We start from the raw sequence: 12,387 nt of genomic DNA on the forward strand, positions 1-12,387 counted from the left end.
CAAGCGTGAGCCTGCTTAAGGGAGGTTGAAAACACGGTCGGGTTCAAGCCGACCGGCCCTGAGATTGCCGAGCGCGACCAGGGTTCCGCCCTCGAAGACTGAAACCAGCCGCGAACCGGCGGTGAGCCGGGCCTTGAGCGTTTCAATCTGTCGGGGGAGCAGAACGATCGGCCGTCCCTGCCTCAAAGAGAGGGCGTCCTGCTCCGTCACGGCCAACTCCGGGATGTCGTCCAGAGCGGTCGAAACGGGCAGCAAGCCCTCAAAGGCGGCGCCCTTATGCGCCAACTCCTCAAGAAAATCCAGCGTTACGGCGTTGTCGACCGAGAACGGCCCCACCCGCTCGCGCCGCAGGTCCGAGACATGGCCCTCGGCGCCCAGCATGATCGCCAAGTCGCGCGCCAGCGAACGGACATAGACGCCCTTGCCCGTCCGCATCGTGATCTCGACGTGATCAACGTCGGGCGCGGCCGTCACCGCCGCCTCATGAATGGTCACCCGGCGCGATTGCAGCTCGACCTCGACCCCCGCCCGCGCCAGATCATAGGCGCGCTCGCCATTGACCCGCACGGCGGAAAAGGCGGGCGGCGTCTGGTCGATCTCGCCGACAAACGACGGCAGGGCCGCCATCACCGCCTCGACCGAGGGGCGCACGTCCGACCGGGCGATGATCTCGCCCTCGCGGTCGATGCTGTCGGTCGAAATGCCCCAGTGGATGGTGAAGCGATAGACCTTCTGCGCCTCCATCATGAAGGGCACGGTCTTGGTCGCCTCGCCCAGCGCAATGGGCAGAATGCCCGAGGCCAGCGGGTCCAGCGTCCCGGCATGGCCCGCCTTCTGGGCGTTGAACAGGCGACGGACCTTCGTCACTGCCTCGGTCGAGCCCATCTCATAGGGCTTGTCGAGGCAGACCCAGCCGTTGACGAGATCGCCTTTCTTGCGTCGCGCCATCGCTTATTCTTCCTCTGGGCCTACCGCGCCTTGCGCTGCTTGAGGCCCGTCATCCTCATCGTCTGCCTGTTCGATGTCGGCGCGCACGCGCGGATCATTGAACAGACGGTCCATGTGGCTGGCGGCGTCGAAGCTCTCGTCGTGGCGGAATTTCAGATCCGGCGTGAACTTCATGTCGATGCGGCGACCCAGCTGGCCGCGCAGGAATTTGGCGTGTTCGTTCAGCGCCTTGATGATGGCGCTCTCCTGCCCGGCCGTCTCGGCCGCCTCGACGCCCGCGCCCAGCGGCTCGACGAAACAGGTCGCGTGGCGCAGGTCCGGGCTCATCCGCACCTCGGTCACGGTGACGGAGACGCCGACCAGGGCCTCGTCGTGGATTTCATGCTCGCGCATGACGTCGACAAGGGCGTGGCGGATCAGCTCGCCGGCGCGCAGCTGGCGCTGCGACGGTCCCAGGGGACCGCTGGCGTTGCGGGTGTGTTGCTTGCGGGCCATCGGGGCTCCTCCTGCTCGCGCCGCCGGGGATCGGACGCCGGCTCTGAAACGCGAAGGGGCGGGGTCTAGTCGCCTGCGTCGCTCAAGTCCAGTTCCGCCGCGCGCTGTTCGACGGTTCTCGCCGCCCGCATCACCGCGCCTGAGGTCAGGCTGCGGACCATCGGCATGGGCAGGCCGCCCGCGTTCAGCACCTCGGCCGTCCAGTGATTGCACAGATGCCCGACCCAGAAGGTCTCATGGCTGGCGTAGAAGACGGCGTCGTCGCCCGGCCTGCTGGCCGCGATGACCGCCCGCCCCTCCGCATCCAGCCGCAGCGAGGACGCCACGCGCGCGCGCAAGGCTGCAAAACCGTCTGGCGACAGGCTCAGGGTCGCCCGCGTCTTCTCGGGCAAAAGGGCCGGATCAACCGGATCGGGGTCCAGCATGACCACGGAGGGATTGCCGCCCGGCCTGAAGAAGGCCCGTGCGCCGTCGGGAAGCCGCCCGCTGATCGGGCCCTGTTCGACATAGAAGACGGCGTCGCCCCAGCCGATCCGCACCCAGTCGCCGGGCGGCAGGGCTCGCACGGCCCGCGCCAGCGCATCGTCGCCAACCGCCAGCGATGCGCGCGGCGCGGCCAGATCAGTGTGAAATCCGTTGTCGAGCAGATGGACGACGATCGCCGCCTGTTCTCCCTCAGGTGGAAACAGCGCCGGATCGCCCGGCCGCTGCGCCGTCCACAGACCCGCCAGCAGACCCAAAAGAACGGCGAAGCTCCAGCGGATGAGCACGCCCGCCTCGCCTTTAGTTGTTGCCGAATGCGGCCGGAACGTCCCGCGCGGGCGAAGAGCCCTGCATTGTCGCCCACTCGCCCCGATAGCTGTAATTCAGGCTGACGCAGTGGCGGAATTGGCCGTCGGCCCAGCGGCCGACCGTCTCGATCGTCAGCGGATGGCCGGCGCGCACCCGGCCCACGACGATGAAGGCCTCATCCGCGCCGGGACACAGGGCGCGAGACAGGGCGCGGCCGTCGCCGTCGGCCGTGATGCTGTAGACTCCGCCGTCAGCCGCGCCCTGAGGCAGGACGCGCCGGACCTGATCGGGCCCGCCGCGCTCGAACCGGGCCGACCCGCGCGAGGTCGAGGAAAACAGGTTCTTCACCGAGGTGGCGCCGAACCAGCCGCGCTCCACCTCCAGCGTCACGCCGCGCGTCAGGGCCTGGGTGGCCCGATCCCTGGCGTCGAAAGACAGGAACCGCGTGTCGGCCAGCGCGGGCGTCGCCACGCTGGCGGCCACGAAGGCGATCAAGAGCAGAGACAGTCCAGGGCGTGACATTGGCGGCCTATTCTTCTGCGCCCCCCCGACGCGATGGCCGAACCCTAAAGCCAACCGAACGTCAGATGAAGCCTTCGATGCTCGGCCGCTGGCGAGGCAGGCGTCCATCCGGCATGATGGGCGTCCGGGCGTATGGCCTCCTGCCGAGGCGCCCCTACGCCCGTTCCTCCCCTTCATGATCCGAGCCGCCGTGTTCAAAGACCCCTTCGATATCGACAACTACGCCCAGGACCCGGACCGCTATCTGGCCGTGCCCTTCGTCCCGACGGAGGAGGACACCGTGGCCGCCATGCTGGCGCTGGCGGGGGTAGGGCCGAAGGATCGCCTCTATGATCTTGGGTGCGGCGACGGCCGCATCGTCATCGCCGCCGCCCGCGACCGCGACGCCCACGCCATCGGTTTCGACATCGACCCGACCCGCATCGCCGACGCCATGGAATACGCCGGCTGGGCCGGTGTCGAACACATGGTCGACTTCATCGAGGAAGACCTGTTCAGCGTCGATGTCCGCGAAGCCACCGTGGTCAGCCTCTATCTGCTGCAATCGATCAATGTCGAACTGCGCCCGCGCCTGCTCAGCCAGCTAAAGCCCGGCGCCCGCATCGTCTCCCACGCCTTCGACATGGGCGACTGGCCCGCAGACCAGCGGATCAAGGTCGCCGACGGCTATATCTACAAATGGACAGTTCCCGCCCCGGTCGCCGGCCGCTGGGACTGGACCCGCGAAGACGGAACGGCCTGCCGCCTGGAGCTGGAGCAGAAGTATCAGCAGGTGACCGGCCGGGCCTGGCTGGGCGAGACCGAGGTCTCCATGACCGCCGAACTGACTGGCGAACGGCTGGAGATCGAGCTTCAGGCCGAAGATGCGGCGCCGATCCAGCGCTTCATCATGACCTTCTCGGACGGCGCGCTGAAATCTGTCGTCGAGGACTGACCCTACCCCACCCGCTCATCCCGTCGACGCCGGGATGAGCGGAAATTGGCCGCAACGCCAAAGACAAAGGGCGCGGCTTCTTTCGAAACCGCGCCCTTCATGTTTCAGGCCGTGAGGCTCAAACGTCCAGATCTAGGCACCCTAGTCCAGGGTGCGCTTGATCTCTTCGACGGTGAAGCACTCGATGTAGTCGCCTTCCTTGATGTCCTGGAAGCCGGCGAACTGCATGCCGCACTCCTGACCCGACGGCACTTCGTTGACCTCGTCCTTGAAGCGCTTGAGCGTGTTGAGCACGCCCAGCTCCAGCACCACCACGTCGTCGCGGATGATGCGGACGCGCGCGCCCTTGCGGACCACGCCCTCGGTGACGCGGCAGCCCGCGACCCGGCCGACCTTGGTGATGTCGAAGGTCTGCAGCACCTTGGCGTTGCCCAGGAAGGTTTCGCGCTGGAGCGGCGCCAGCATGCCCGAGAGCACGCCCTTAATGTCGTCCAGCAGGTCGTAGATGATCGAGTAGTAACGGATCTCGACGCCTTCGCGCTCGGCCAGTTCGCGCGCCTGTTTCGACGCACGGACGTTGAAGCCCAGGATCGGCGCCCCGGCCGATTTGGCCAGATTGACGTCGCTCTCGGTGATGCCGCCGGCGCCGTGCATGACCACGCGGGCCCGCACTTCGTCGTTGCCCATCTTCTCCAGCGAGGTGGTGATGGCTTCGGCCGTGCCCTGCACGTCCGACTTGATGAGGACCGGCAGCTCGCTGATCTTCTTGGACCCGAGCTTGGCCATCATGTCGGCCAGCGACAGGCTGCCGCCGGAGACCTGACCCTTTTCACGCTTCACGCGCTGACGGTATTCGGTCAGTTCGCGGGCGCGGGCCTCGTTCTCCACCACAGCGAAGACATCGCCCGGCGTGGGGGCTTCCGACAGGCCCAGAATCTCGACCGGAACCGAGGGACCGGCTTCGGTCAGCTGGGCGTTGCGCTCGTCCAGCAGGGCGCGCGCCTTGCCCCAGGCGGAGCCGGCCACGACGATGTCGCCGCGCTTCAGCGTGCCGCGCTTGACCAGGACGGTCGCGACCGGGCCGCGGCCCTTGTCCAGCTGGGCCTCGATCACCACGCCCTCGGCCGAACGCTCGGCGTTGGCGCGCAGGTCCATGACTTCCGCCTGCAGCAGGATGGCGTCGGTCAGGCCGTTCAGGTTGATCTTCTCCTTGGCCGACAGCTCGATGATCTGAGTGTCGCCGCCCAGGGATTCAGCAATCACCTCATACTGCAGCAGCTCGTTGACGATCTTCTGCGGGTTGGCGTCGGGCTTATCGACCTTGTTGACCGCCACGATGATCGGCGAACCGGCCGCCTTGGCGTGCTGGATGGCCTCGACCGTCTGCGGCATGACGCCGTCGTCGGCGGCCACCACCAGAACGACGATGTCGGTGACGTTGGCGCCGCGCGCCCGCATCGCCGAGAAGGCCGCGTGGCCCGGCGTATCCAGGAAGGTGATGCGCTGACCATCGGCCAGACGCACCTGATAGGCGCCGATGTGCTGGGTGATGCCGCCGGCTTCGCCCGCCGCCACATCCGTGGTGCGCAGGGCGTCCAGCAGCGAGGTCTTGCCGTGGTCGACGTGGCCCATGATGGCCACGACCGGAGCGCGCAGGTCGCCGGTGTCGGCCTCGTCGGCCTCGGCGATGAAGCCTTCTTCAATGTCGGATTCCGACACGCGCTTGACGGCCATGCCGTATTCCTCGGCCACCAGTTCGGCGGTGTCGGAATCGATCACGTCGTTGATCTTCATCATCAGGCCCTGACGCATCAGGAATTTGATGATGTCGACGCCGCGCACCGCCATCCGGTTGGCCAGTTCGCCAACGGTGATGGTGTCGGGAATGATCACTTCACGCGGACGGTTCGGCGTTTCGGTCGAGCCGCCGCGGCGCTTTTCCTTCTCGCGTTCGCGAGCACGGCGCACCGAGGCCAGCGAGCGCATCCGCTCGACGGCGTCCTCGTCGCCCCCCGCCACCGAGTGGATGGTCAGGCGGCCTTCGCGGCGCTTGGGCTCGCCGCGCGTGCGGCTGACGGCCTTGCCCGGCGCATTGTCGGCGAAACGCTTGTCGCGGTCGTCCTCGCGACCGGCCGGACGGGCGAAGCCGCCGCCGGCGCGGCTGGGACGCGCCACCTCGGGCTGGGCCGGTGGCTGGTTCGGGGCCGGGCGGCCGCCAGGACGGGCCGCGCCGGGCGCGCCGGTGCGGGCGCCGGGGGCCGGACGCGGGTTCAGAGCCGAATAGCGGACCGTCTGAGCCGGACGGGCGGGACGTTCGCCGCCCTCGCGACCGCCTTCACGCGGCGCCTGTTCGCTGGCCTGCGGACGCTCGCCGCCCATCGCCTGTTCACGGGCCGAGCGGCCCCCGAAGGCGGGACGTTCCAGCGGCGCGCGGCCTTGCGGAATCCTGGGCGCGCGCTGGCCGAAGTTGACGGCCGGGCGCTTGGGCGCGGCCGGTTTGACCGGCTCAGGCTTGGCCTCCACCTTCTGGGCCTCGACCTTCGGCGCTTCCGCCTTGGGGGTCTCGACCTTGGGCGCAGCGGGCTTGGCCGGCGCCGGGGCGGCGGCGCCCAGCTTGGCGGCCTCGACCCGCGCTGCTTCAGCAGCAGCCTTGGCGGCGGCGGCTTCGGCGACGGCCTTGGCGGCGGCGGCTTCAGCGGCGGCCGCCTGCTGGCGCTCGGCAGCCTCGGCGGCGGCCTTGGCGGCTACGGCCTGGCGTTCCTTTTCGGCCGCCTGCTGGGTCGCCAGGGCGATGGCGCGACGACGCGCTTCCTGCTCCTCGGCCGACAGACCTCCGCCCATCGGTTGACGCGGCGCGGCAGAACGCGGCGCGCCGCCTTCGGAACGCGGACGCGCGACATCGAAGCCCTGCGGACGCTGATGCCCGCCCTGGGCGCCGGCCCGGCGCTTGGTCTCGACGACGACGGTCTTGGAACGGCCGTGGCTGAAGCTCTGTTTCACCGTGCCGGTCGAGACCGAACCCGTCGCGCGCGGCTTCAGGCTCAGCGGGGCGCGCGGCCCCGTCTGCGAAGGCGCGTTGGCAGGAGTCTTGCCGTCGTTGGAATTGTTGTTTTCGTCGCTCATCCGGTCGCTTTACTCAGGGCGGAGAATTCCGCCTTCGCCTGTCTCAATCACCCATAGCAGAATGCGGCCCCGCCTCCGTTGTTTCGGAAACAGGCCCGCAGCCGCTTAAACCCTAAGGCTCTCCATCCGGGGCGTCGCCCCGGTCGTCCTCTGCGCCGTGTCCGGGCCCCGCCCGGTTCCAGCTCTGGGGACAGAGAGGTCGAAATCCCGCCAGCCGCTGAACCTCCAGGGTCCAGCGATCAGCCCGCCCGCCTTGCAGCAGGACGGCGTGTATCGCATTTTCCAGCCCAAGGGCCAAACTCAAATCGTCCGCGCTGAAAGCCCCGCAGATTTCGGGGGCGGGCGAGGCGTGTCTGGAGAGGGCCAGAAGCTTGCCGCGCCCATCGGCCGAACCGTCGGCGGCTTCGATCAGCCATGCGGCGCGGCCGCTGCGGATCGCCGCAGCGCATTTCTCGAAGCCAGAGATAAGCACGCCTTCGCGCCGGGCAAGACCCAGCTGGTCCAGACAACGCCGGACCAGCAGATTTTCGACCAGATCGGGCAGGTCGGCGGCGGGTTTCAGCGGCGCCTTGGCGGCGCGCGCGAACATGTTCTTCTTGATCGCCGCCTCCAGAGAGGCGCGGTCGGCGGCGACCCACAGGCCCCGGCCCGGCAGCTTGCGCGCCAGATCGGGGACCACCGCGCCGTCCGGGCCGGCCACGAAACGGATCAGGCGAGATTCATCGAGGGCCTGGCGTGACGCCAGGTCCTGACGATCCCTATCGATCAACGTCTCGGACGACCTCATGGACGGCTACGGCTCCCATCACATGTCGCGGGACTGGTCGTCGAGGTCGTCAGCGGGGGCGGCCTGCGCCTCGCTGTCGTCGCTCGCATCGGCGGCCGGGGCGTCTTCGCCCTCGCCGTCGAAGTCACCATCGAACTCGCCCTCAAACGTCTCTTCTTCGACGTATTCAGGCTGGGGCAGTTCCGAAGCGTCGATCCAGCCGGCGGCCACGCGCGCCTGCAGGATCAGCATTTCGGCGTCTTCCTGGCTCAGGTTGAAGCTTTCCAGCACGCCGGCGACCTTGACCCGCTCGCCGCCGCGCACTTCGTAGCCGCCGCGGATTTCGTCGGTGGCCAGGTCGGCCAGATCCTCGACCGTCTTCACCCCGCCTTCGCCCAGGGCGACAGCGATGGCGGCGGTCACGCCCGGAACCTCAAGCACGCCGTCTTCGACGCCCAGAGCCACGCGCTTGGCGTCCAGCTCGGCCGCCAGACGATCCAGGTGTTCGCGGGCGCGAGTCTGCAGTTCTTCGGCGGTGTCTTCGTCGAAGCCCTCGATCTCCGAGATTTCATAGGGCTCGACGAAGGCCAGGTCCTCGACCGTGGCGAAGCCTTCGGTGACCAGCAGCTGGGCGATCGTCTCGTCCACATCCAGAGCTTCCTGGAACAGGGCGGTGCGCTCGCTGAATTCCTTCTGGCGACGCTCGGAGTCCTGAGACTCGGTGATGATGTCGATCTGCCAGCCGGTCAGCTGCGAGGCGAGGCGGACGTTCTGGCCGCGACGACCGATGGCCAGCGACAGTTGCTCGTCCGGCACCACGACTTCGACGCGGTCGGCTTCTTCGTCCAGCACCACCTTGGCCACTTCGGCCGGGGCCAAGGCGTTGACGATGAAGGTCGGCTCGTCGTCGACCCACGGAATGATGTCGATCTTCTCGCCCTGCAGTTCGGCGACCACCGCCTGCACGCGCGAACCGCGCATGCCGACGCAGGCGCCGACCGGATCGATGGAGCTGTCGTTCGACAGCACGGCCATCTTGGCGCGCGAACCGGCGTCGCGGGCGGCGGCGCGGATCTCGATCACGCCGTCATAGACTTCGGGCACTTCCTGGGCGAACAGCTTGGCCATGAAGCCCGGATGGGCGCGCGACAGCATGACCTGCGGGCCCTTGGCCTCCGGCCGCACGTCGTAGATGTAGGTGCGGACGCGGTCGCCGATGTTGAACACTTCGCGCGGGATCGACTGGTCGCGGCGCATGATGCCTTCGCCACGGCCCAGGTCGACGATGGTGTTGCCGTATTCGACGCGCTTGACCGTGCCGTTGACGATCTCGCCGACGCGATCCTTGAACTCTTCGTACTGGTTGGCGCGCTCGGCCTCGCGGACCTTTCCGGTCACGACCTGGCGGGCCATCTGCGTCTGGACGCGACCGAACTCGAACGGCGGCAGGACCTCGACGTATTCCTTGCCGACCTCGGCCTCGGCGTCGCGCTTCAGGGCGTCGCGCAGACGCACCATGGCGCTGTCGTTGAACTCTTCCAGCTCGTCTTCCGGTTGCCAATCGTCGGCGACGATGGTGACGTGACGCGTCAGGGTCAGCTCGCCGGTCTTGTGGTCGATCTTGGCGCGGATGTCGTGGTGCGCGCCATAACGCGACTTGGCGCCCTTCTGGATCGCCTCCTCGATCGCGTCGATGACGATTTCCCGGTCGATGCTCTTCTCGCGCGCGACGGCGTCGGCGATGGAGAGCAGTTCCAGGCGGTTGGCGGAGATTCCGGTCACGGCCATCAGGCGTCGTCCTTGGTGGAGTCTTGAGTGGAGTCGGAGTTGTCAGCGTCCGGCGCGCCCCCAGACGTATCTTGGGGCAGGCCGTCGTCTTCAGGTTCGCCGCGCGCCGCGCGCAGGGCGGCGCCGCGCTTCAGCAGTTCGTCGGTCAGCACCAGCTTGGCGTCAGCCAGCCAGGCGAAGGGGATCAGGGCGGTCTCGTCCTCGCCGTCCAGGTCGATGGCGACATTCTCGCCCTCGGCGCCGGCGACAATGCCCTTGAAGCGCTTGCGGCCCTCGACCATGCGGTCGGTTTCGAGGCGAGCTTCCAGCCCCTCGAACAGGTCGAAGTCGATCAGGCGCGTCAGCGGCCGGTCGATGCCGGGCGACGAAACTTCCAGCAGATATTCGCCTGCGATCGGATCAGCGGCGTCCAGCACCTCGGACACGGCGCGCGACAGGCGCGCGCATTCCTCGACCGAGATGTCGTGGTCGGCCTGGCGCTCGGCCATGATCTGCAGACGACGGCGCAGCGTCCCGCCCATCAGGCGCACGCGCACGACCGCCAGCCCCAGGCTCTCGGCCACGGGGTCGATCAGCTCAAGCAGAGCGCGGTCTTCGGCGGTCTTGGCCCGCAAGCGGATACTCCAGAAAACAAAAGCGACGGACCATCCGGGCCGCCGCTTGAAACGACGCCGTTGGACGTCGGTCTAACGATGTGAGCGGTCATATAGGCCAAAGCGGAGGCCGTGTCAGCCCCCGCCGTCTCATTGCGCCAAAGCGCCGTCGTCAGGCCTGCTTCTGAAACTCAAGGAAGATCGGGTCGGTGTCGCCCAGCTTCTTTTCTTCATAGCGGGTTACGACGTGACCTTCGGCCGGCGCGAACCAGTCGGCGCCCGTTTCAACGCGCGTCAAACCCGGCGTGCGCGCCAGCCGCTCCAGCGCCCAGTCGGCGTAATCCAGCCAGTCGGTGACGAAGCGAACCTTGCCGCCCGGCTTCAGCAGGCGGGCGATCTCGACCGCTGTCTCGTCCTGCAGGAAGCGGCGCTTGTTGTGGCGCGCCTTGTGCCAGGGATCGGGGAACAGGATCATCACCCGGTCCAACGAGGCGTCGGGCAGGGCCGCCATCACCGCGCGGGCGTCGTCCGCGTGCAGGCGGACATTCTGAAGCCCGCCTTCCTCGACGTGACGCAGGGCCGAGGCCACGCCGTTCAGGAAGGGCTCGCAGCCGATCATCACCGCCTCGGGATGACGCGCCGCCTGGGCCGCCAGATGCTCGCCCCCGCCGAAGCCGATCTCCAGCCAGGCGGCTTTCGCCTCCGGCATCAGGGCCAGCGGGTCGATCGGCCCCTTGGCCGGGTCCGGCACGGCGATGCGCGGCATCAGGGTGTCGAACAGGGCCGCCTGCTTCGCCTTGATCGGCCGCGACTTGATGCGCCCGAAGGAGCGCAGCGGGCCATGCGCCTTGGCCCATTCGGGGCGGTCGGCGTCGGACGGCTTGGGATCGGTCTCGTCGGTCATGGCGCGCGCTCTAGACCATTTTCGGTTCAGTCGAAATCGACTGAACCCAGAACAATGGTCCAAAATCATGCTTGGAGCGAATATCTGCGTTCAGTTGGACACTCGTCCAACTGAACCGATTTCGCTCTAGCGGCTTAAGCCCGCACACGCAAAGCCCCATCCTTGCGGAAAGTCAGCCCCACGGCCCGCGCGGCGGCGCATCGTCGGTTGTCGGCACGCTGGTTCCCCGGACCGACGATGCGGAAGGCGCAGGCGCGACGAAGGCCGCCGTCGGACGCCCGCCCATGCCCATCTTCGCGCCAAGCTCCATCAGGGCGCGCACGCGGTTGCCGGTGGCCGGGTGGGTCGAGAACAGATTGTCCGCCCCCTTCCCGTTCAGCGGATTGATGATGAACATATGGGCCGTCGCCGGATTGCGCTCGGCCGGCGCGTTGACCGCGCCGCGCGCATAGGCCTCGATCTTCTGCAGGGCCGAGGCCAGCGCCTGCGGATCGTTGGCGATCTCTGCCCCGACGCGGTCCGCTTCGTATTCGCGTGCGCGGCTGATGGCCATCTGCACCAGACCCGCCGCCATCGGCGCCAGCAGCATCAGGGCGATGGTCCCGATCATGCCGCCCGGCCTTTCACGGTCGTTGCCGCCGAAAAACAGGGCGAAATTGGCCAGCATGGCGATGGCGCCCGCCACCGTCGCCGTGACCGTCATGGTCAGGGTGTCGCGGTTCTTCACATGGGCCAGTTCGTGCGCCATCACGCCGCGGATCTCTTCGCGGGTCAGCATATCCAACAGCCCCGTCGTCGCCGCCACCGCCGCGTTCTGAGGATTGCGTCCCGTGGCGAAGGCGTTGGGCTGGTCGTTCGGGATGATGGTGATGTTGGGCAGGGGAAGGCCCGCATCCTGCGCCATCTGCTTCACATCGGCGACATAGGCGCGCACCACGGCGTTGGGATGGGTCTCGTCCACCGGCTGGGCGCGATACATCTTCAGGACGATCTTGTCCGCGTTCCAATAGCTGAAGACATTCATGCCCGCCGCCACGGCCAGGGCGATGGCCATGCCGCTGGCGCCGCCGATCAGATAGCCGATCCCCATGAACAGGGCGGTCATCACGGCCAGCAGGGCGAATGTCTTCAGATGGTTCATGCGAGAGGCTTCGGACGAAGGTTTCGAGCGTCAGGGGTGGCGTGTTCGGCCGGAACGTCTATTTGAGGCCCAGCATCCCCGCTCTCAAGGCAGGCGACCTGTGACCGAACAGCCCACCCCCCCGATCGAAACCTCCCCCGAGGCCGTCTTCAACGCCGACGTGCCCCACGCCACGCCGGAGCGCCCGCTGAGCGAGGCCGCACGCCGCGCCCTGCTGGAGGCGGCTGAACGCCGCGCCGCCGAAGACGCCGCCGCCCTGCCCCATGAAGTCGGCGGCCGCAAAGGGCCCGAACCGACGCGCTTCGGCGACTGGGAGAAAAAAGGTCTGGCGGTCGACTTTTAAGGCGCTATCGCTCGCCGCGCGGCGGCGCTCATCCCGCA

At 67.9% G+C, this 12,387-nt stretch carries 12 protein-coding genes; 2 read left to right on the forward strand and 10 right to left on the reverse strand.

The features are described 5' to 3' along the window. Nucleotides 1–15: 15 nt before the first annotated feature. The 4 genes from truB to H556_RS0109995 form a co-directional block, all read right to left on the reverse strand. Complete coding sequence (gene truB / locus H556_RS0109980) at nucleotides 16–948, reverse strand: tRNA pseudouridine(55) synthase TruB (RefSeq protein ID WP_024354283.1); 933 nt, start codon at nucleotides 946–948, stop codon at nucleotides 16–18. A gap of 3 nt (nucleotides 949–951) precedes the next feature. Next, a complete protein-coding gene (gene rbfA, locus H556_RS0109985) occupies nucleotides 952–1,443 on the reverse strand; it encodes a 30S ribosome-binding factor RbfA (protein ID WP_024354284.1) in 492 nt (163 codons plus the stop codon). A 65-nt stretch (nucleotides 1,444–1,508) separates the two neighbouring features. Next, nucleotides 1,509–2,213, reverse strand: coding sequence for a DUF2459 domain-containing protein (locus H556_RS0109990; RefSeq protein ID WP_024354285.1), 705 nt, complete (start codon nucleotides 2,211–2,213; stop codon nucleotides 1,509–1,511). Nucleotides 2,214–2,226: 13 nt separating this feature from the next. After that, entirely contained in the window at nucleotides 2,227–2,757 is a 531-nt protein-coding gene (locus tag H556_RS0109995) for a hypothetical protein (protein ID WP_024354286.1), read from the reverse strand. A 190-nt stretch (nucleotides 2,758–2,947) separates the two neighbouring features. Here H556_RS0109995 and H556_RS0110000 point away from each other — a divergent pair, with 190 nt between their 5' ends. Then, the gene (locus H556_RS0110000) at nucleotides 2,948–3,691 is read left to right on the forward strand and encodes a class I SAM-dependent methyltransferase (protein ID WP_024354287.1); all 744 of its coding nucleotides are present in this window, start codon (nucleotides 2,948–2,950) and stop codon (nucleotides 3,689–3,691) included. A gap of 141 nt (nucleotides 3,692–3,832) precedes the next feature. Here H556_RS0110000 and infB read toward each other — a convergent pair whose 3' ends face one another. The 6 genes from infB to htpX all read right to left on the reverse strand — a co-directional run bounded on the left by infB (nucleotide 3,833) and on the right by htpX (nucleotide 12,006). After that, nucleotides 3,833–6,814 (reverse strand): translation initiation factor IF-2, encoded by a 2,982-nt coding sequence (gene infB, locus H556_RS0110005; protein ID WP_024354288.1) that lies wholly within the window; start codon nucleotides 6,812–6,814, stop codon nucleotides 3,833–3,835. Nucleotides 6,815–6,926: 112 nt separating this feature from the next. Beyond that, nucleotides 6,927–7,601 (reverse strand): RNA-binding protein, encoded by a 675-nt coding sequence (locus tag H556_RS0110010; RefSeq protein WP_024354289.1) that lies wholly within the window; start codon nucleotides 7,599–7,601, stop codon nucleotides 6,927–6,929. 18 nt (nucleotides 7,602–7,619) lie between these two features. Then, complete coding sequence (gene nusA, locus H556_RS0110015; protein ID WP_024354290.1) at nucleotides 7,620–9,368, reverse strand: transcription termination factor NusA; 1,749 nt, start codon at nucleotides 9,366–9,368, stop codon at nucleotides 7,620–7,622. Beyond that, the gene (gene rimP, locus H556_RS0110020) at nucleotides 9,368–9,982 is read right to left on the reverse strand and encodes a ribosome maturation factor RimP (protein WP_024354291.1); all 615 of its coding nucleotides are present in this window, start codon (nucleotides 9,980–9,982) and stop codon (nucleotides 9,368–9,370) included. The genes nusA and rimP overlap by 1 nt, the downstream gene beginning before the upstream one ends. A gap of 151 nt (nucleotides 9,983–10,133) precedes the next feature. Beyond that, complete coding sequence (gene trmB / locus H556_RS0110025) at nucleotides 10,134–10,865, reverse strand: tRNA (guanosine(46)-N7)-methyltransferase TrmB (protein WP_024354292.1); 732 nt, start codon at nucleotides 10,863–10,865, stop codon at nucleotides 10,134–10,136. Nucleotides 10,866–11,037: 172 nt separating this feature from the next. Next, complete coding sequence (htpX, locus tag H556_RS0110030; protein ID WP_024354293.1) at nucleotides 11,038–12,006, reverse strand: zinc metalloprotease HtpX; 969 nt, start codon at nucleotides 12,004–12,006, stop codon at nucleotides 11,038–11,040. A gap of 100 nt (nucleotides 12,007–12,106) precedes the next feature. On the opposite strand from htpX, the gene H556_RS0110035 reads away from it, so the two are divergent. Continuing rightward, complete coding sequence (locus H556_RS0110035) at nucleotides 12,107–12,349, forward strand: DUF1674 domain-containing protein (protein ID WP_024354294.1); 243 nt, start codon at nucleotides 12,107–12,109, stop codon at nucleotides 12,347–12,349. The last annotated feature ends 38 nt before the right edge of the window (nucleotides 12,350–12,387 follow it).

This window comes from Brevundimonas naejangsanensis DSM 23858, from assembly GCF_000421705.1.
Taxonomy (GTDB): Bacteria; Pseudomonadota; Alphaproteobacteria; order Caulobacterales; family Caulobacteraceae; genus Brevundimonas; species Brevundimonas naejangsanensis.